The organism is Winogradskyella pacifica (genome assembly GCF_013403915.1).
GTDB classification, from domain to species: domain Bacteria; phylum Bacteroidota; class Bacteroidia; order Flavobacteriales; family Flavobacteriaceae; genus Winogradskyella; species Winogradskyella pacifica.
The window spans coordinates 1-22,399 of the sequence record NZ_JABFDI010000007.1; the positions used below are offsets into that span (position 1 = coordinate 1).

15 protein-coding genes are annotated in these 22,399 nt (G+C 30.5%); 1 reads left to right on the forward strand and 14 read right to left on the reverse strand.

From position 1 onward, the window contains the following. Positions 1 to 247, forward strand: a 247-nt coding sequence (locus HM984_RS17595; RefSeq protein ID WP_218845035.1) for a hypothetical protein, incomplete at its 5' end; no start/stop codon positions are given. Positions 248 to 315: 68 nt separating this feature from the next. Here the strand turns inward: HM984_RS17595 and HM984_RS07740 are convergent. The 14 genes from HM984_RS07740 to HM984_RS07800 form a co-directional block, all read right to left on the reverse strand. Then, positions 316 to 678: a hypothetical protein gene (locus HM984_RS07740; RefSeq protein WP_179348744.1), complete on the reverse strand. Its 363-nt coding sequence runs from the start codon at positions 676 to 678 to the stop codon at positions 316 to 318. A gap of 20 nt (positions 679 to 698) precedes the next feature. Then, entirely contained in the window at positions 699 to 1,376 is a 678-nt protein-coding gene (locus HM984_RS07745) for a hypothetical protein (protein WP_179348745.1), read from the reverse strand. Position 1,377: 1 nt separating this feature from the next. Further along, complete coding sequence (locus HM984_RS07750) at positions 1,378 to 2,811, reverse strand: asparagine synthetase B family protein (protein WP_179348746.1); 1,434 nt, start codon at positions 2,809 to 2,811, stop codon at positions 1,378 to 1,380. Positions 2,812 to 2,813: 2 nt separating this feature from the next. After that, on the reverse strand, positions 2,814 to 3,614 hold the full coding sequence (locus HM984_RS07755) for a M20/M25/M40 family metallo-hydrolase (RefSeq protein WP_179348747.1): 801 nt from the start codon (positions 3,612 to 3,614) through the stop codon (positions 2,814 to 2,816). After that, entirely contained in the window at positions 3,611 to 6,424 is a 2,814-nt protein-coding gene (locus tag HM984_RS07760) for a glycosyltransferase (RefSeq protein ID WP_179348748.1), read from the reverse strand. Before HM984_RS07760 ends, HM984_RS07755 begins: the two co-directional genes overlap by 4 nt. Positions 6,425 to 6,430: 6 nt before the next feature. Then, positions 6,431 to 6,934 carry a TIGR00725 family protein gene (locus tag HM984_RS07765; RefSeq protein WP_179348749.1) on the reverse strand — a complete coding sequence of 168 codons (504 nt, stop codon included), beginning with the start codon at positions 6,932 to 6,934 and terminating at the stop codon, positions 6,431 to 6,433. Between the two features lie 14 nt (positions 6,935 to 6,948). After that, positions 6,949 to 10,161 carry a type I restriction endonuclease subunit R gene (locus tag HM984_RS07770; protein WP_179348750.1) on the reverse strand — a complete coding sequence of 1,071 codons (3,213 nt, stop codon included), beginning with the start codon at positions 10,159 to 10,161 and terminating at the stop codon, positions 6,949 to 6,951. Between the two features lie 3 nt (positions 10,162 to 10,164). After that, on the reverse strand, positions 10,165 to 11,616 hold the full coding sequence (locus HM984_RS07775) for an McrC family protein (protein WP_179348751.1): 1,452 nt from the start codon (positions 11,614 to 11,616) through the stop codon (positions 10,165 to 10,167). A 5-nt stretch (positions 11,617 to 11,621) separates the two neighbouring features. Further along, positions 11,622 to 13,703: an McrB family protein gene (locus tag HM984_RS07780; RefSeq protein WP_179348752.1), complete on the reverse strand. Its 2,082-nt coding sequence runs from the start codon at positions 13,701 to 13,703 to the stop codon at positions 11,622 to 11,624. Then, on the reverse strand, positions 13,703 to 13,834 hold the full coding sequence (locus tag HM984_RS17650) for a hypothetical protein (RefSeq protein WP_257018465.1): 132 nt from the start codon (positions 13,832 to 13,834) through the stop codon (positions 13,703 to 13,705). The genes HM984_RS07780 and HM984_RS17650 overlap by 1 nt, the downstream gene beginning before the upstream one ends. A gap of 9 nt (positions 13,835 to 13,843) precedes the next feature. Beyond that, complete coding sequence (locus HM984_RS07785) at positions 13,844 to 14,686, reverse strand: HNH endonuclease (protein ID WP_179348753.1); 843 nt, start codon at positions 14,684 to 14,686, stop codon at positions 13,844 to 13,846. Between the two features lie 91 nt (positions 14,687 to 14,777). Beyond that, positions 14,778 to 19,415, reverse strand: a complete 4,638-nt coding sequence (locus tag HM984_RS07790) for a PDDEXK-like endonuclease domain-containing protein (protein ID WP_179348754.1) — start codon at positions 19,413 to 19,415, stop codon at positions 14,778 to 14,780. Positions 19,416 to 19,455: 40 nt separating this feature from the next. Continuing rightward, entirely contained in the window at positions 19,456 to 20,736 is a 1,281-nt protein-coding gene (locus HM984_RS07795) for a restriction endonuclease subunit S (RefSeq protein WP_179348755.1), read from the reverse strand. Next, positions 20,733 to 22,349 (reverse strand): type I restriction-modification system subunit M, encoded by a 1,617-nt coding sequence (locus HM984_RS07800; RefSeq protein WP_179348756.1) that lies wholly within the window; start codon positions 22,347 to 22,349, stop codon positions 20,733 to 20,735. Before HM984_RS07800 ends, HM984_RS07795 begins: the two co-directional genes overlap by 4 nt. Positions 22,350 to 22,399 lie beyond the last annotated feature (50 nt).

Here is a 22,399-nt window from a genome sequence, read left to right on the forward strand (position 1 = left end):
TAATGGTCCACAGTCTTTTTTTTACAAAAATCCGAAAAGTATAGATAATTCACACACAACTTTTGAGATTGATCCCTTCAAAGCGCAAAAGCATAAAAAAAGGCCAAAGCAATGCCCTAGCATTGCGGACTTTTACTATTGTATAGCTCACTCGCGAAGATTCAGCGAAGCTAAACGCGTAAAACAAGAGCGCAAAAGCATAAAAAAAAGACCAAAGCAATGCCCTAGCATTGCGGACTTTTACTAATGTACAGCTCACTCGCGAAGATTCAGCGAAGCTAAATGAAGCACAAAAAAAACACAAAGCCAACCAAATCAATTCAACAACTCACGGTTTTGCGTCCCTATTCTATAGCAACGTTCTTCACCAAGATATAACGGATTACCATGTTTCTCTGACCAAAAGCCTTCCAACAAATCGTTAGTGATACATTTATAAACCACCACGCCTTTATAAATACGTTCATCATCTCCTTTATAATTGAAATTAATAATCAAGATGTTATCTTTAAAAAAACCGGTTCCTAATTGTTCTTGACTAGAATTAATAAGCCACTTCGCTTCTATTCTGTTGTACTGATTTAGGGTTAATTCTAATGTGCCTTTATAAGCGATACCGTCTTCATCTTGGTTGCTTCCTATAATGTTGTAGGTTCCTGGTAGTTCGTTTATGGTCATTTGAGTATTAAATTAACATCTTATTTAAGCAAAAAGTTTAAATATTGTTCTAAACGATTAAGTTTTTCTTCTATAAAACTTGAAACCTCCTTTTCATTTAACATAATTTCTTTGAATTCTTTATCAGAATAAATTCTTAAACGAGAGCCTTTTATAAAATAGAACATCTGACCCTTCACTATTGAAAATCTAACACTGTCATGAAAAGGATAAATTGAAGAATCGACGAATCTATTTTTAATATCTAATAAAATATCTTCCTGAGACTTAGACACTTTAGGTATCACTATCATTTTATTATACTCATATGAAGCCTTGGTTTTGTGATATAAAAAAATTTCATTATCGTTTATTTCTGTTTTAAAATTCATACCATAAACAGAATATTCAATTTCTTTAAACTCAGGAAATAATTTAACTGATGGCCAACCTGAACCAACATCTATAAAATATTTTTTATCATTAATAATAACAGAAAGCATTCTATGACATTCTATGCCATTAATAAAAGACGAATGTAGCTTACTATGAATATCGTTGTCATCTAATACCCCCTTAAACCTTAAAACTTTATCAGAACAAGTACCTCCTAAGGATAATTGTTTATTCTGAATATTATTTAACATAAACAGGTTGTGAAAAGGAACCGTTTTAAATTCATTTAATAGTAAAGACTCTATTTTATCGATGGTACTCAACTTATCTATGTTTAATTCCTCTTTTATCAATTGCATCATCAAAAACAGGATATTTATGAAAATAATTCTTTTCTGCTAGTTTTTCGGGATAGTGTATTGACCATATTTTTTTTAAAGACAGTCTCTCCAATTCGTTATTATGATTAAGATGTTCTACTACTAATTTTCTAATACCTGAACCTACATCGAATGCTGTTTTTTTTCGAGAAATAATATCTTTTGGTAACTCTTCAATAAACAAATCTCTCAATATTTGTTTATCTGTTAATTGCTCTATTGATAACCCTAAAGAAGCTTCATACACCTGTTTATCTAGAAAAGGACACCTCGCTTCAATAGTATTTGACATTGATGCTAAATCTAATCGTCTTAACTCTGTAACATGCAAATTGTTAATCAAAATTTTACTTTTATCCCTAGTTACTTCTGCATCCTTGGAAATTTTATAACCACAAAATAGCTCATCTGCTCCTTCGCCTGACAATATAACTTTTAAACCGTCTTCTGAAGCCGATTTAGATAAAAGATATGTTGCTAAACCATTACTTATTATAGAAGGATTATAACTTTCTGTTTGATAAACCAACTGATCTATTAACTGATTTAATTCATCTCGATCAGGTAATGACACCATTATTAATTGCTCTTCTATACCTAGAAAAACTGATAATTCTTGAACATATTTATAATCTTCACTATGAAGATCTACCAGTGAATAATAAACCACATTTTTAGTTAACGTATTCACTATTGACGCTATTATAGAACTATCTATTCCACCACTTAAAAAAACACCAAAAGGTATATCTTTGTTTTCAGGAACCCTTTTTTTAACAGCAATTTTAATGCTTTCTTTTAAATCTAATGGTGATTTATCTAAAAACTGATGTTTTATATTCTTTGAAATTTTATTGTTTTCTATAATAGAAAACCCTTTTGGAACACATTCAAAATTTTCTATATCACTAATACACTTTAACTCACTTGTAATAAATTTAGATGAAAAACTAGAACCGTAAAAGAGCGGTTTTTTTCCAATATAATCTCTTATTGTATATAGATTACGAGTTAATTTATTAAAAATCAAACCTGAATAGAATCCATCTAAAAGATGAATTACTCCGCCACCATATTTAGCAAATAAGGGTAAAATAATTTCGATATCGCATTTAGAGACTAATGAAATGTTATTTTCTTTTGCTAAAGATTTAAAATTAAAAATCTCTCCATTAAAGACGCCAATATAGTCTCCATACTCAAATGGCTGCATCCCCTTTTCAGATTCATCGTTAATTGCTAAACGATTAAAACCTATGGCTATATTATTATCTTGATATACTTTAGAACCATCTTTCCCTCTATGACTTAAAAGCCTTAGGCATTTTTGGATAGCTTGAGGATTATGATTTCCTATTAAAGCAACAATACCGCACATATTTATATCTCAGTCTTGTTAATCCATTGTATAAATTTTGTAAATACTTGTTTATGTTTTTCTAATTTAATCATGTCTAAACTTTCATTTTCCCTATGTATGTTACATCTACCATCATTTGGACCAAAACCAATATAAAAGCCATCTTCTGGTATATTAGATACAAAAGGGCATTTTGTGAATTTACTTAAGCTCCTATTATCAAAAATAGCGTCACCATTATATAATGCACTGTTTAATTCCGTTAAGAAAGAAGGCTGTTTTTTAGTTATTGGTAAATAAAAGATTACTGGTATTTCTCCTTTATTGACGCCTGTTTCTTCAACATATATTTTAGAACCAAATTCGGCAATATGTTTTGGTATCACATCAAAAGGTGTTTTTCCTGCAACCTCTTCTTCACCTTGAATAATCCATAATATATTGGGTATTCCAAGTCCTTTTTCTTTCATTTCTAACAACGCAAATATGCGGCAAATAAGTATCCCTTTATTATCTGCTATTCCTCTTGCATAATACCTCCCATCAGTTTCAGTTAGAACAAAAGGGTCTGTTTTCCATTTTTCCTTTTTATTTATTTTTTCAACATCATAATGGTTATATAATGTCACTTTTTTTGAAGAATCTAGATTAGTATATTTCGCTATAATAACCGGTTGGTTATAAGGGCTATCTCCTTCTATGGAAATCGTAAAACCAATTTTTTCTAATAAATCTTTAACTAATTGAATTCCTTCAAGGTTTGCTTCTTTATCATTAGCAATCGTCTTGATAGAGATAAACTTTTTTAATGTATTAATCATTTAACTAACTCTTTTGAATTTATAACCTCCTTATTTTCTTTATCATTAATGACTTTAGACATGAAACTCGCCCAGCCCCTAATTTCCAATGGAATTTCTCCTGAATTAATTTTTGTTGTAAGTCCCCTAAATTCTGAATCTAACATTTTAGGATAATTAAGCATTAAAAATGCTCTTTTAATCATGTTTATATATTTACTCTCTGTATAGGGTTCAAATGACCTACCATAATCTATAAGCTTTAAATCCTTGTCATTAATAACTATAAAATTTACAGGTTTAATATTTGAAAATATAAGCCCATTATTTTTACAGAATCTTAAAAAATAAATGATTTGATTTTCTTCTATATAATCCACTGATTTAAAAGGATGGTATGGATATTTAATATAGTTTCCTTCTGCATCTTCCACAAACTCTATAGACTCTAATAAAGTACATTGAGAAAACACATTCTTGTTATTTTTTAACAACTCCCATTCATAATCTTTTATGGAATAGAATGATTTATAAACAAAAATATAGTCTGTAAAAACAACACCTTCAGATCCTTCTCCGAGCAACACTAGATCTTTATCTAACTTAAATGCTTCTTTAATTTTTTGTTTATTACTATCCGTTGTTTCAATATTTCTTTTAATTGAATCGGTATAAGACCATACTGTAGTCGCTAGAGATTGTATAAATTGTTTTAATAATATTTCGCTTTGTGAAGCTTCAATAACATCTATAAAATATTTTTTAAAAACAAGATTTGTAAATTGTTTAGTGTAAGCATCTATAAAATTATAGTCTTTACCTAACATCTCCAAAAGTCCAAATATTCTATAATAGTTCATTAAAAAACGAGACTTTCTTTTTATAATGGTCTTTTTATATTCTATTAAAAAAACATTAAAAAAGCCAACTTCATTTAACCTTTCATAAATATCCTTTGGTCTATTAGGTTTGGTTTTCTGTTTTATCTCTTCGATTGTTTTTATGATAGCCTTATTAAAAGCATAACCTATTAAATCATTAGCTGATTTATCAAGTTCATGTTCTATTTTAAAATTTTGAATAGGTCTATTTTGATCCACACAAAACGTATGCTCTGCAATTTTCCTATTAGATATTGATTGATTTAAAAGTGCCCAAAACAAATCACCTCTTCTTACAAACTTATCATTTACTTCTAAATTAACTACAGGATAAAATCGTAACAAATCCCTATTAAAAATCAAAGTATTCGGACCTCTGTTACTAACAGATTCCGAATGATTAATCTCTTTTTTTTGTAAAACAGGTCTAGAAACTGCTTTCCCTGAAAAAATATGTGTTATATCCTTTTCTATATTGGAAGCATAATAAATAGGTGATTCAATATGTGTAAAATGCGCATCTGAGATATCATAATAATAATCCTTTAATTCTTTAAGACTATTAAAATCTAACTCTTCTTGGTTATTGGAATACGTGCTATAAACTAAATCCACCAATTGTACTCTTATCGATGATAAAAACGGTAATGGAGGGTCTTTACTTACACTGCCAATTAATGCATCGAATTTATCTTTATAGTTATTAATAATAGAAAACAAATCTGTTTTTGAACTCTTATTATTACCATGTGTATTAGAAAAAGTGATATCATCATCTATAACCCAATACACTGGTTTTTTAAATGCCATAGATTCCGTAAACAAATGATGTTGAAGTATTGTGCGACCAATAGGAATGGAGTTTATTTTAGTAAACTTTTTAAAGTACGTTCCATAATACCCTAATTTTAAATTAGTCTCCCAATCTGCTCTATGCACAATTATAAAGTCTATTTTAAATTTGACTAATTTTTGTTTTACATCATCAAAATTATCTAGAGAAGATAGATTATCTATTATCAAGAGTTTATCTACTCTAATTGTTTTTTGTATAATAGAGTCAGTAATTCTTTCTGCAATTTTTTTATCTCCTGCAATAAAGCCTACAATGAAGTCAAAATCTTTACAATCCTTAAATAGTATGTCTTGTTTATTAACTAATTCCTGTTTTCTAATAGATCTAACAATATCATTTTCATTTAATTCAAATACCTTTTTTGCTCTGTTGAAAAAACGTTCCTTATCTAGAGAAGTCATAAAATGCTGATATTTATAATAGAAATACCTATAACTCTCTTTTTTTAGTTCTAAATTATTTGTCAAGCGCTGACGTGTGTTTTCAACATGCAGCGTTACTAGATTACTTTCCAGAACTCTATATTTAGGCTTCAACTGAAATAACCTTACAAATAAATCTCTATCTACTGTAGCTACCATTGCTTCATCAAAACCACCTGCTTTTAATAGTGTTTTTAATCTTACAAAAGTGTTAGAGCCTCCAACGCCTGGATTGCCATACAAGAAATTATGAAAATCTAGCTGTTTAGGTAATTTCAAAAAAGACGCTGCGTTTGAATCTTTTCTTATGAGGTTCGTAAAAACAATATCTTCATTAGTTGTATTAGAAGTCATCGCATCTAAATAATCAAAATGCCATTCATCATCATCGTCAAGTGACGAAAAATAAACGGTATCATCAATATCGTTACTGCTAATAAAATATTCTATGCCTGTATTTAAAGCTCCTGAATAATTATTTGTTCTTTTATTTTTAATCCAAACAACGTTATAAGCCTTACATATTTCCTGCTCTGCGAGATGATTTTTTTGTTGGGAATTAGACACCACGATGACAAAATTTGGTTTCCGAACTTGATTATGAATAGATTTAAGTGCTCTTTCTAATAATTTTACTCTATTACAAGTAACTACAACTGTAAAAACAACCATATACTTTTACATCTGTTTAATATAATTTTCAATAGCTTCAATCGTCTTCACCGGAATCAATAAATCTTTCAATCTATGATCTAGATTTTTCCCTGCCAATTCCTTAGACCAGCCACCAAATTCTGTGACACATAACACTATTTTCTTTTTTTGCCATGCAAAAGCTAATTCGGACAATGTACCTGCTCCGCCTCCTGCTGCGATAATAATATCAGAGCTATTTACTAAAATCATATTACGTGCTATTCCCATTCCTGTTGGTATGGCTATATCTATAAACTCATTAGCTTCTTCAGCATTGTCTCCTTGTAAAATACCTATTGTTTGACCGTCGAACGTTTCTTTAGATGATTTTACTCCTTTACTAACAGCTTCCATAAAACCACCTGCGCCTCCATTTAAAAATACACGATCTTTTTTCGCTATTACTTTACCTAGGTTTTCTCCAAAATCATACAAATCATTCCCACAAACCGATTTATTAGGACCTATTATTCCAATCTTTATCATTTATTAATTCTTAATTAACTCGCTATTTGATTATAAACACTTTTATCACCACCATAATAATTAGTATAAATATGTTGATATACATTTGCTGTTTTTACACCTACTTCTTCGTCTGAATAATAGTCTTGTGGCAAATAAAGTAAATTGTCGTAAATAGCACTTTTAATTTGTGCTTTTATTTGTCTGCTTTCCCGCCAATTTTCAATTTTAAGCTTTTCAGACTTTAGTGTTTCTAATGTTTTAGTGGCTACTTTTTTGACTTCTTTAAGCTCTTTAGTTGTTAGCTCTTTTCCTTCTTTAAGCAAATCGAAAATAGCTAGTGTTTCTTGATCTTTTAAATTTTCTCTAACGACACGTTGTTCTTCAAAAGATAAATCCTTGATGAAATCATTTAGATTATCAAAGGTCTTAACTGTATCTTCAAGACTTTTCCCTTTATTGTATTCTTTTATAATCTCTTTGTAACGCTCATAAAATTCAATACGCAACGGATTTTCTTTTAGCATTTGTTCCAATTGCTGTTCTATAGCTTCTTGTAAGTTAAATACTAATGTGTTTTTACGAGGTGTTTTAGCAAATGCTGCTTTCAATTTATCAAAATCTAACGACGACAAATCGACGTAAACCTCTTCTTCATCCTCATTTACTTCGTTATTCTGAATCACCACACTATCACTTACTATGGATTGCAATTCCATAATAATTTGTGTGACATCTGCTGACTTTACATTTTGATTTAAAGCAGTGTAAATAGCCTCAATTGCATTAAAATCTTTAACATGTTTCTTTAATTTATCATTAGGAAACAAGGCTTTGTATTTTCTAAATACATTTCTTGCCACCATTTCAAAAGTAGTACGCGTGGTTTCATTTAAACACACACAATCTGTAGCATCCTTAATTTTAGCAATTTTAGACATTGGTTTTGCATCCTTTAAATCTTGAAGCGAAAAGTCCAATTCTTTTAAATATGCCTTAACATCTTTTATAGCTTGTTTTAATTCAATTTCTACGTCTTCTAATGGCTCCACAGGACTTCCTGATGGTTTCCCTATGCCTCCAGATTTTCCACCTTCTCCATAAACTGAATACGCCTGCTCTAATTGTTTATATACATTACCATAATCTACAATTAAACCATTTTCCTTTTCATCATCATACACACGGTTTGCTCTGGCAATGGTTTGCATTAACGTATGCCCTTTTATAGGTTTATCTAGATAGACCGTTGAGACACAAGGTGCATCAAAACCAGTAATCCACATAGCACATACAATAGCAAGTCTAAATGGATTCTCTTCATCTTTAAATTCTTTTTCTAGATTACGCTCCACCATTTTTCTACGATGCACTTCAATATCTAAATCCATTTTCTTGAATTTATCTACTTCGTTTTGCTCGCTACTTACTACAACGCAAACCTCTGTTTCTTTTACTTTGTTGTATTTACGTTTTAGTTCTTGTTCTTCTTGTTGGTCTTCTGCGTTTTTAATACGTTCTTCTAATTCTTTGAGATATTCTGGCCAATACCCTTGAATTAACTCATACATTCTTACTGCTGTAGGTTTATCTAAGGCAACATACATAGCTTTACCTTGATACCCTCTTTCGTTAAAATGCCAGACTAAATCTTTTGCAATGGCTTCTAGTCTTGGTTGCGCTGTAAGAATTGGATAATTTCTACTAAACAGATATTCTAATTTCTTCTTTTGGTCATCATCAAGATCTTCGTTTTCAAAAACGGCAGCCATTTGCTCATCCAATTCTGGATTGGTGATATCTAGTTTTTCTCCTCTATTTAAATAACGTAGTGGCAAAGTTGCTTCATCCTCAATAGCACGTTTAAAATCGTAAATAGACACATATTCACCAAATATATTTTTGGTTAACTCTTCTTCTTCTTTTATAATTGGTGTTCCTGTAAAACCTAAATACGATGCATTTGGTAAACCATGAAAACGCATGTTTCTTGCATAGGTTCCGGATTGTGTTCTGTGTGCTTCATCACTAATGACGATGACGTTTTTACGATCTGTAATTAAGGGGTATTCGGTTTCTAATTTTGGATCTATGGAAAACTTATGAATCAATGAAAACACATACCTATGGTTTTCAGATAACAACTCTCGTAAATGTTCACGACCAGTCGTCCCTTTCTTTTTTCCTGCAATACAGTTTTTATCATTGACTGCGCCAACACCCGAAAAGGTATCATATAATTGATTTTCTAATTCTGTTCTATCTACAGCAATTAAAAAAGTATAAGAACCTCCTAATTTTCTATGAATCTTTTCGCATAAAAACACCATAGAATAACTTTTTCCAGAACCTTGCGTGTGCCAAAACACACCCAACTTCCCTTCTAAATCTTCAATGTTATTTACGTTTTCTATGACTTTATTGACACCAATATATTGATGGTTTTTAGCCATTAACTTCACCACATCGCCTTGCGAATCGTCAAATAACAAATAGTTTTCAAAAATATCCATTAAACGATGTTTGTCGCAAGTACCACGTAACATGGTATCTAAACTTACTTCTCCTTCTTCATCTTCTTCAATACGTTTCCAGTCTAAAAAGTATTTATATTTACTGGTTATGGTTCCTACTTTGGCATCTAAACCATTGCTTAAAATAACAAATCCGTTATTATGAAACACCTGTGGAATGGCATCTTTATAATCTTTTAGGTTATCGTTATATGCATGACGTAAATCTTGATGATGTGCTTTTAACTCAAAAAACACTAAGGGAATCCCATTTACAAAACCAATAACATCTGGTCGTCTTAAATACAACTCACCTAAAACTTCTAGTTGACGTACTGCTAAAAAATGATTGTCTTGATATTTATTAAAATTAAAAACCTTTAGCTTGGTTTTTATCAATTCGCCCTTATCATTGGTGTAACTTACAGGAACACCATTTTTAAGTAAATTGCTTTTTTCTTTATTTATAGAACCTAACGTTTGGTCCGCTACATTTTGAGTGATTCTATCTATAGCTTGTTGATACGCTAACTCTGGATGGTTCGGATTTAATTTTTTAAGCGCCTGCAATAAGTAACGTGTTAAAACCACTTCGCTTTTATCTTCTCTACCTAATAAACCATTGTCTCCAAAAGACTCTTTATGCCAAGCAGAAACTACGGTCCAACCCAATTGTTCTAAAACATCTTGTGTTGCATTTTCTATTAAACCGTCTTCTGAATATTCGTAGCTCATAGTTTATATAACTTTTAAATATTGATCTTTTATACTCAGACTATTTTCAGTTAATAACTCTATTCTGTTTAGAAAAGATTTTTCTGAATTTAATAAATCTTCCATAGTCATATTTTCATTTACAAAAACACCATCAACAATGAACTTACTTGTATTTAAATCTCCTTTGCCAAATAAACTATTTGAATGGGCTTTTTCTTTATTTAAAGGTTTAGATAATGGATAAATTAAACCTCCAATAATAACATCTGGTTGATAATATTGCATATAAGTATGTATTTGATAAAAATCACTTCTATCTAAATCTGAGTATTTACTTTGATTAGTTTCTAGTTCCATTTTCTTAAACTTAGCATCAAAAACAATAACTTTATTCGAGTATTTATGTTTTAAAACTAAATCTGGAAGCATCTTTCTACTATAAAACAAGCCTTTGTATAATTTTAACTCTTCTTGACCTGTTACATACCAATCTTGAAAGTGACGACTTAAAAGTTTTTCTAAATACACTTCAAACAACTGAGAAATATCAAATAAATATCCAGAAGTTTCAAGATTATTGTTTGTTTCTTTTGGACTTAAATCATGTTCTAACAATATAATCTCTGCATACTCAATTACTTTTTTAAATGAAGCATACATTGGATTATTAAGTATTCTATGATTTTTTGCTTTACGTAGCGTTTCCATATTTGCAAAGCGGCCAGAATAATTTTGTTTTAGCAATTGATTAATACTAAATAGTTTATTATTAATATCGTTGCCAAACTTATTTTGCAGTCTTTTTACTGTTAGGTACAAAATATCAATAATCTCTTGAATATAAATTTGTTCTCTAAAGGTTGTTGTTAATTTTCCTCTAAATGGAATATCTGTTTTTAAATATGCATTTAAATCTATTTTACCTCTTACTTTATGGCTACGCTGTGTAATACTTTGATATTCTTTTGGCAAGCCCAAAACAGATGCTTTTTCTAACGATTGTATAAATAGATATGCAATGATGTATTGAAACTCATTATGCTCTTCTTTTTTAGAAGCTTTAGATTTTTCTGTATCAACATAAATATCATTTACAAAATTTAGCATTCTTCGAAGAAAAGCACCTCCATGTCTTGTTGTTATATTAAACTTACAACCTTTATAGTATACTACACCTGAAAATAAGCCAGACTGAATAAAATACTCCTTTTCATTTCTTGTATTCTCTTTTGTATATAGTTTTAATATTAAATTATCTTCTTCTAGTACGTCTTTTTGATTTTTAAAACCAACTATCTGTAATTTTTCTACACTTACGTTATTTGTTTTTAATTCAAAAACAGAAGAAAACAAATTAGATATTACTTCTCTAGATTTTTTCTTTCCACGTATTCCAGTTTGCTCCAATAAGTATGCTTCACTTAAAGGGCTTTCTTCATAATAGTTATGATTATTAGGAACACTTATCTCCATTAGTTTTATTTTTTTGAAAATGGACTTTTAAAAATATCTAAAGCGACATGTAATTTAGCATCTAATTCACTTTCAGGATATAATGCTCTTAAATACTCTTTTAAAGTTGGTTTTAAATAAAGGTCAAACAACTGTTTTATATTGTTTTCTGAAATAGATTTACGACTTGCTATATCTTTCATTTTCATAAAAAAAGAATGTCCAAATTCATAAGATTTACCTAAACCTAACTCTTGAGAGATATAGGTGTTTAGTTTTTCGCATGCAATTACATATTCTTCAATATTTATAAAATCATCTCCTTTTTTGCGTTTTGTTTCCTCTGAAATAACATTATAATCACAATCTTTTCTAATCCATTTAAAACGTCTTCTTAAAGCCAAATCAAAAGTATCTATACTTTTATCTACATCATTCATCATCCCTATAAAATAGACATTACTTGGCACTCCAAAATAAGCTTGACCGTTTATTAGCTCGTAAGCCAATTCAGTTTTTTTATCTTCTTCTAATTGTTCTATTAGTGATGAATATTGTGTTTTTATCAAGTTTGATGTATCATTATTTACAACATCATGTCTGTAATCTTTTTCTAATCTCGATAAGGTTTCACCAAATACGGAAGATAAATTAGCTCTGTTAATTTCATCAACTACAAAATAGTAAGGCTTAACGTCCCTTGCTTCTTGAATAGCATCTAAACATTCTTGTTTTGCTCTTTTACAAAAGAGTTTAAAAACACCATCAACCAACTCAAACTTAATATTACCATCTTTTGTAACTCCTTTAGGCTTTATACCTTCAATAAAATCTTCGTACGTAAAAGAGGGATGAAACTGTAACATTTCATATCTCGATTTTTCTCCTTGACAAACAAAATCTAAACTATTAGTTACTTGATATGTTTTTCCTGTTCCTGGTGGTCCATATAAAATAACATTTGGTGTGTTCTCATCAGCAATTCCTTTGGTATTCGAATACATCCAGAGAAATCTTGATAATAAAAATCGGTCTGAAAATGTTGTGCTATCTAATGCAAATAGTTTTACAAAAAGCGTTGTAAGTGCCTCGTTTTTTTCTAAATTAGAAACATGATTGCTACAAATAAACTCTTCATATAAATCATTTACTACATCATCCGAATAAATATTAATAAAATTAAAAGGATGGGCAATAACCAGTAATTTTCTTAATACTTGCTTTGCAGTATAAGCGCTACCTAAGTTTTCAATATAGCTTATTGTTTCATCTAGGTTCTGGCTTTTAATAATTGTATTTAAAATAGGTTTTATTTTATCATTAAAAAAAGTGGTCGCTTGAACTTTATTTATGTTACCAACATCTGTTCTTGAGATTAATTCTTCTCTTATAGTGTAAGTTTGCCCATCTTTATTAAGCTTAACTTCAAAATTTGTTGCATTACCTGGTTTAGACGAACCAAAGACATGACTTGTTGTGCGTTCTAAAAAATTACACAAATAACCACCCTGTTTACCATCTGTTTTGTATAATACATTTGTATAATCATCAAGACCAAAACTACCATCTTCTATTTTACTTTTATAAAATTGATAATCTATTATATTATCCTGATATTCTGCCTCTATTTGATTTAAATCTTCTTTTTGTATAGATTTATAACTGTCCCATAAATTAATAAGTTGTTCTTGCCTATCTTCACTTAACAAATTATTTTTTTCCATTTCTTGTTTGATTATTTTATAATCTTTTTTATTTATAGCAACTATTCTATTTCTAGTATCTTTTTTTGATAAATATTCATACAAACCATCCGTATCAATAGTATACAACCACTTTTTAAGATTTACAAGCTCGTAACAAACTGCTTCAGAATCGTGATTTGTATTTACTCTACTTATATTGATTATAATAGCTTCTCCCCAATATACCTTGGTAACAAATTCCTTAAAAATAATAACATCTCCAACCTTTGGCTTATCTACTAAACCTAAAGTACTGTCTATGTAATACTTTTTTGTGACTAAAATATTGTTAGTATCCCAAATAGAATTATCATACTCTCCTTTTGGTTTGTTTGCAAAAATGTAATAGTTAGGATGTGACATTATATAGTTTGCATTAATTTACCAATCTCCAAACCAGCAACATCTATCATTCCACTCATTAAACGAGAAAACAAAATATCACGTGCTTCTATTAATTGTTGATATTGACTATATATTCTTTTAAAACTCATATTAATTAATCAAAATTTAGGATAATCACTTTTATCTTTAGGTAAATTAATTCCCTTACCATCATACTTCCAATACTCCGAATCTTTCAAAGATGAATGAACTTCAATCTTAAAATCCGAAGAAATAGTAATCAATCTTTTTTCTTCTTTATATAAATCAAATAAGTCATGAATATCTGATCGTAATAAAATACCATTATTAACAACACTTGTATAAGCTCCATTATAAGGCTCAATATGTGCGGCTTCTAATATATCTAAAACTTTACATCCTGTTACTGCACAGGTATTATCGTAGGCCTTTAAAAGCTCTTTTCGGAATTTAGACTGGCGAAGACGTTTTTTTATTTTTTGATAAGTGTATTCTAAATCTTCTTCATTTTGATTATTGATAAGCTCTTGAACTACAATTTGATTCGTAGAAGTATTTCCAAACAATTCATTCCAATCATTTTCATTTAAGTCTGAAGTTATAAGCAGTTTTTTATGTATTGACCCATTTGGACTATTTGGATCTACCTTTCCTTTCTCTCTGATCTCATCATTTGCATTGGACATAAATTTGGCTAAATCAATATTTCTAAAATTAAATTCAGATTGATTTTCAAATTTTATCTTTCGATAATCATTATCAGGATAATTGTTAGCTGCTGTTTTGCATGCTGCTACATAAATAGATACATTATGTGAATTATTCTTTTTAAGTTTACTTAAAATATCCCTGAATAATATGGTATGATCAGGGTTTCTATTATTTCCTCCTCCAGAATCAATTAATAATCCCACCAGACCAGTAACTTTATCAAAACCATAATTTAAAGTTGCATCTAATTCTGTTTTAATTTCTTTCATAATTATTTAAATGTGATAGATATTGCAAATAAGCTTACTGAGTTATTCAAACTACGCCAAAGCTATTTTTTAATTTAATGTTCAAACTGCATTAATACACTTTATCAATTCTAACTCTTTGATTCCTTTCTGGAAACATTAAGATTTCACCTTCTTTGTTACCCATCAACAACTTCCCTAAATCACTATATATTGATAAGATCTGAATGCCATCTCTACTTTTAGGCTGTTGATTTCTTGGGATATCCATTAACAGAACTTCCATTATTTGGTTTTCAATATCAAGCATAGTTATTTTACACTTACTATTCACTTTTACAGTTGGTTTAGTATGACCCTCTGTGATTGAATAATCTGACGAAAACAAATCCGGTGTAACACTTTGTTCAAATAATGATTCATCAGCATCGACTTCTTCAGTCGTCTGATTATTCTTAATATCTAGTGCTTCCTTATTTACCTCAACTCTATTAAAATTTTCTTCTTCTAAAATTTCAACATCTTCAATTTCCTCCTCTTCTAACTCTGGAAGAACTTCCACTTGTCTTTGAGAATTTCTTTCAATAAAATTAATAAGCTTTTCTAGTTCACCTTCAGGGTCAATTCTAAAGCTTGAGTAAGTGACTCTATGTATTTTCCACCCTATTCTTTCTAAAAACTCTTGTCGCTCAATATCGTATGCTACATCATCTATTGAAGAATGATACGCATCACCATCACATTCAATCGCCAGAGGCGTACCGTTGTTATATACTACCAGATCTAATTTAAAATGCACATAAGTTTCTCTTCCTAATCGTGGATTATGAAATAGTTCTTTCTTCTTAATTTCATATTGAGGTACAATATGATGATATCCACTTTTAAATAACAAACTTGCCACATCATATTCAAACCAACTATCGAAAGGTTTGGGCCTGTTCTCAGGGATTCTGTGTTTCTTTTCTAAATCTGGCGGTAACTCTATAGGTAAGACTGGACTGAACTTTTCATCAAAAAAAGAAATGATTTTACGACGAAAATCTGTGGTCTTTAATTGATCTATTTCAATAGAATGAAATAAAATCATTTGTTCTTTTGCCCTACTTAAACCTACATTTATCCCTCTTAATTTGGAAGTAAGATTCTGATCAATATTGTCTATTATAGATCCTGGAGCAGTTAATGAGTGGTCTTCATTTACAGTACTTGCAACACCTAATGAAACCAATATAACATCTCTTTCATCTCCTTGAAATTGTGAAGGACTATCTATAATAATGTTATGTTTTTCTAGCTTTTTAATAGGAAAGTCTTCAATAATCATTTTTAACTCTCTGGTATGTTTTGCTAGACCTAAACTAACCACTCCTATTGTTTTATTGCTATACAAAGGATCTTCAATCATCTCCTGTAGCTTTTTTGAAATTGCAGCAATTTCTTCTTTTACTACTTTATCAAAATAATTTGTATTCTTAACAAACACTCTTATTTTAGGTATAAGCCTATTTGCACTAATAACCTTTAACGGAACTAGCTTGTTTTCATAAAAGTGTTTTTTTGAAAAATCTATTAACTCTGGCACACACCTAAAGTGCTCCCTTAGCATTTGACTTGTAGAACCAGAAACCAAATTTGCTAACGAAAACAAGCTAGCATCTGCCCTTATATTAATAGCTTTTGATCCCATAAAATCAAGATTATCCTTCCTAAGAGAGTCAAAAGCTTCATTTGTGATGGCTACATCTTCTGGTGACGTTTGTTTTTCATCTCCTACCACAATCATCTTTTTACCGTAATAACCCAGTAAAAGACTATTAAAGTTGAGTTGACTAGCTTCATCTGTAATAATACAATCAAAAACCTCTGGTGTTGTATCTACCGTTTTTAATACATCATCAAACTTCATTACCCAACAAGAAATATTTGGCGCTATTGCTTTTGCAGTTTGTTGTGCGTTTCTTCTAAATTTATCTTTATCTGCTATACCTCTTTTACTTTGCTTAAATTCATATTCAAAATTTGAAAGTAAATTAATGAAGTTATTTTTTTCTTGTTGATTAAAACGCTTTTTAAAATTTTCTTTAGCCAGACCACTTAAAATATCTGCTTTGCAATTTTTAATTGCTTCTGTTGCGTGACGCAGTCGCTCACTTGTTTGTTGTAGATCTATTGATGTTGCTTGCTCAACTAATTGTGCGCCATATTTTAAGTAAAAAGAATCTTTAGTAATAACACCTAAAACCTCTGTTGCGTCAGACTTTAGACTTTTTAAAGTCTCTGGAATAAAATCTTTAAGATTTTTTTCTGAACTTAAAGATTCTTGATGTGCTATGTGTGCGCTTTCTAACTCTTTTAATTTTTTCTTTGCGCTTACTATATCTTCCTTTTTATTAAATGAACTAATTCCTATTGTTGAAATTACCTTTTTAGTATTTTTAATAGCAACTCCTACTTTTTCTTTTAGATCTTTGATTGTTCTTGCTTCTTCATAGACATCTATTATTTTTTGTGCTGTACTTGTTATTTTTTCACAGGTTGCACCTGTTATTTCATACTTATCTTTAAAGTAACGTACAGACTCTTCATTCAACTTATTTAATACTGCTAAGTTAACATCAACTTTATTAACTCCCTTTTTAGCAGCTGCTTGCATTTCTTTTAAACTACACTGTTCTTTAAGAGCGTAGTCAATAAAATTATTTTTTATGAGTACTTCTATTAACTCATTTAACTTTGAGAAGCTATTTAAGAAGGCTCTAAACTCCATCAATGTTTTTCTGTTATTACAGAACACATCATTAACAGATATTAAATCTATGTATTTAACAGTTTTATAAAGTGAATTAAAGTTTTTCTGAAAAAATGAAAGTTTGTCTTTGCCCTCTGGTAAAAGGGCTAAATAGGTAGAGATGTCTCTTGCATATTTTGCGCTGTCTAGCTTAATTTCATGGGCAGATCTATTAATTTGATAATCTTCGACTACTTTTTCAACAATAGAACGTTTCCGAAGTAAAGACTCTAGCAAGTCTTTATTTTCACTTATTAAGTCTTCATTTTTATATGATTTTAGACTTTTTAGGACTCCATTAATCCTGTCAATATTAAATTCTCTTAAGCTCGATACTTTTAAAATTTCAAGTTTATTTTTAAAAGAATCTGTTAGACTATCATATGTATCAAAGTCTACTACATCTAATAGATTAAAAGTCTCCTTAAAATTTATTGTCGAAAACTGCTTATCTACAGTTTGCAGCGAGATATACTTTTTTAATGCTTTATTAATCTCTTCTGAGTGCGCTAACGTATCATCATTAACAGTATCTTTTATATAATCCCAATTTACCTTTTGTTCATAAACAAAAGTGTACAACTCATAAACACTAAAATCTCTCTCAAAATAAGGAATGTTTATATCTGTATACTCTTGATTTAGTAGCTGTGAGAGTATTTTTTTTTCTGTAATATAATTTTCTTTGCTTTTATTTAATCTTTCTAAATCTAAATTAAGATCATAGCCGTTATTATTTAATAACAGTTGACGAATATTATCTATACTGTTAGATAATGTATAATCAGATTGATTTTGTTGCTTTATATCTGCCATTACCAAACCATCAAATTGAGACGGTATTTTATCTAACAAAGATTCTAAAGCCTTATCTGTCTTTGCTGTGATAAGTATACGCTTACCTTCTGCTAGCATTGCACAAAGTAAGTTTACAATGCTATGAGATTTTCCTGTTCCTGGTGGTCCGGTTACAACAGATAACTCGTGAGTTTTATAATTTTTATAAATCTCTAACTGTTCTCTGTTATAAAGTAAGGGGAAAAACGCTTCAAAATCTGTAGCTTCTAGACTGGCAAATTTATCTTTAATAGACTCATATATATTTGCAAAATAATGCGATTGGTCTTGTGCCAGATTATTTTTTTGCCCGAGTAGAATGTCTAACACAGAAGGATTAACATTGTTTTCTTTTGTGAAATCAATGATTTTATCCATTAATTTTTGAAAATGCCGTGAACGTTTTTGCCTTAAAATAAAACAAGGCGCAAATTTTACAAAATTAGTAGTTAGCGTATCTATTGGTTTTGATGTGCTAGGATCATAAACCAGACTTGGGTGTAATGCTAAAACATCATTACTCATCATTTTTTTTAAAGCTGGTGACTTTAAATAAGCGATACCTTGCTCATCAATGCCTTTTTCAAAAGCACTTATTATTTCTAGAAGCTTACTTCTATCTATTTGTGGATTGTTTAGAAAAAAAGCATCTATGTAGGGATCTTCACTAATGTGTAGTTTAAAGACAACTTTACTGCCTTTAATAACTGCGGTAAGTGGAATATGGAAAAGATGTACTTTTACCATTGAATCACCTAATTTAAGATGAAACAGCCCAAAAGAATACACAAATTCTAAACTACTATTCTTAGCTGTATCTCTAGCTGCTTGGTAAAAATAAGAATAGGCCTCTCTATCAAATTTTTCCTGAAACGTCTCTTCATCTTCATCTTGGGTATCTTTTTTAGCTAACGGACGTTTAACATCTAGCAATGTTGTGGTATTCACACCTTCTTCTCCAACAGTAAACAGGTTATCAAAGTTGTTTTTAACAACTATAGAAGATCCTTCAATATCTTCTTTCCATAAGGTGTTTTTAAGACGTAATACATTCTTAGATCCTTTTTCAAGTAACTTATTGTATTCTCTTAAAAACTCAATATATTTTTGAATAACTGTCATTATATCATTTGTTTATTCAACGACTTTGTTTACTTAATTGCTAATATTTCTCATTATCCTCCGCAACCATCCCCAATCCTTCATTAACTTCCAAACTATTCAAATCTATCATCCCACTCATCAACCGTGGTAACAAAATATCGCGCGCTTCTTTTAAGTGTTGGTTCTGGTTTTGAAGGTTATTTGAAACTTCAAGAACTTTTCTAAATTTATTATCAAATTTATCCAGAAGATTTTTTGAAGGAACGACTACATCAGCATCTTTAAAGTCAATAGCTTTTACAGCAGGATAAGCTGCACCTCCTGCCAAATTAGTTAAATATGCTACAAATGAATCTGTTGTTAAATATTTAAGTAAATAGGATGTTGGAAGAGATTTTGGTGAAATCACACAAAAGCCAGTTGATGCAATTAAGTTGTCTTCAGGATTCCAAATAACAGAATGAGATTTTCTGTTCGGTCTTACACATGACCAAATTATATCTCCATGTTGGACAATTCGTTTTGCTCTTCCTGGAGCTTCAGAAAAGCCATAAGTAGTTGTTGAATCTATTTTACCAATTGATACACTCGCAATGTCAATATATTTAATTTTTCCTTTGAAATCCTTCTTAAGACTTTTTGAATTTATTTTGGATACTTCATTTAATTTCTTTAAATCCCACCCAACAGGCAAACCACTAACCGCATCAATATCCACATCCTCATAACCAGGAAATTTAAAACGTACAAACCACTCTTCATAAGTTTGTTGTGCTTGTTCTTCTAATAATTTTATGCGTTTTAGGTTGTTTTCTATTAAATCATCATACCCAGATAAAATGGATGCTATTTTGCGTTGGGTTTCAATTTCAGGAAAATCGATTTCAAAACTCTTGATTCCACCTATAGGAATTCTCATTTGATTTGCTGCTCCTTTTCCTCTTTGCTGTATAAAATGTTGAAATAATTGAGATTTACACAAATAACCTAAATAACGTTGATCAATGAAGTCTAGATTATTAGATCTGAGACATAAAGCATTTTGATTTAATAATAAACCAACAGCATCTTTTGGTACAGTTATACATCTTCCTGCTGCTGAATTTATAAGTGATGGATGCGAACCAACAGTTGCTATTACAATGTCATGTAATTTTAACTCATTCTTTTTATACTTACCAAAACTACTTTCCTGTAAATAACTCAACTCATTATAAGAAATAGAGGCTTTGTCAAAATTTGAAACTTTCAAAACAGGATAGCCTGAATCTGCATATTCATTAGCTGTCCAACTTCCACCATTAATAAATGTGCAATTATCTTCTAATTTCAATCTCATAATTTCACAGACTGTATTTGCTCCATTAAACTATTGGCTTCGGTATTGAGTTGTGCTAATTCGGTATGTATTTCAGTCATACGTGTTTTGTAGTCAAAATCCATATCAATATCCATCTTAACACCAACGTAACGTCCTGGTGTTAGGCTGTAGTCTTGTTCTTTAATTTCTTCAATAGTAGCTATTTTACATAAGCCTTCTACGTCTTGGTAGGTTCCTTTTGGGAAGTGTTGGTTTAGCCAAGAATTCTCCTTTGGTAAGCTAGCACTTCGACTACGCTCAGTGTCCAGATTCAGGGTGACATCGTTACTCCTGAATGAATTCATTATTGCTGTTAAACCCTCTAAATGTTCGTCACTAAAGTCGTTAATGGTTGTGCTAACTTTGTTAAAAGTGTTTCGTGCATCTATCATGAGCACTTTGTCTTTGTTGGCTTTGGTTTTTCCTTTGTTAAAAAACCAAACGTGACATGGCAAACTACGTGTGTAAAAAAAGTTGTTGCTAATGGCTACAATACATTCTACATCGCCTGTTTCTATTAGTTTTTGACGGATTAGTTTTTCGGCATTTCCAGCATCGGTTGCAGAACTTGCCATTACAAAACCTGCGCGACCTGTTGCGTTTAAATACGAATGGAAATATTGCATCCATAGATAGTTACCATTGCTTATGGTGCCTTTCCCTGTTAAAGGCGCACCAAATGGTAAACGATCATCATCTGCTAGAAACTTATTTTTGGCGTCAATTTTATCGACGTTAAATGGTGGATTCGCCATTACAAAATCGCACTTTCCTGTTAAGTGGTGTGGATTGGTGTAAAAACTATTGGCTTCTATAATTTTACCTTCTATACCATGAATGGCAAGGTTCATTTTTGCTAAACGTGTGTTGTTGCTTTTTAATTCTGTACCATAAACTCTTATGGTCTCATTTACTTTTTTATGTTCGTGGTTTTCTACAAAATGAGCGGTTTGCACAAACATACCACCAGAACCACAAGCGGGATCGTGCACAATACCATGATTGGGTTGTATAAAGTTGACAATTAGGTTTACTAAAGATGGTGGTGTAAAAAACTCACCTCCTTCTTGTGCGCCCGCACCTTGCATGGAGAATTTCATTAAGAAAAACTCGTAGATACGTCCAAACACATCGCCTTTTGCATTTTTTACGGCGTCTTTATTAAAGACACGTACTAAATCTCGCAATAGTTTATCATCAAACTCTTGGTAGCTTTTTGGTAGAATACCTTCTAGATCTGGATATTCGGCTTCAATAAGCTTCATGGCATTATTAATGGCTTCGGCTATATTTTCTTCTTCTGGTAAATCTGCTAGATAATCGTACTTTGCTTTTTCTGGTAAAAACATGGCACCTTCTCCTGCATAATCTCCTTTATTGGCTTCTCGTTTTTTTCCTGTTCTTGGGTTTATAGGTAGTTTTTTATCTACGTCTATTTTTGCATCTTCGAAACGGTTTTGTGCAAAACGCAGTAATACTAAACCTAAAAGTGGGTCTTTATATTCACCAGCAGTTAGTTTTGAGTTTGCTCTAAGGTCATCTGCTGCATCCCAAAGTTCAGTTTCTAATTGCTTTATATTTTGTTGGTTCATTATTGGTTTTTAAACAAATAAATCGGCTCCAAAGAGCCGTTAGTTATCAT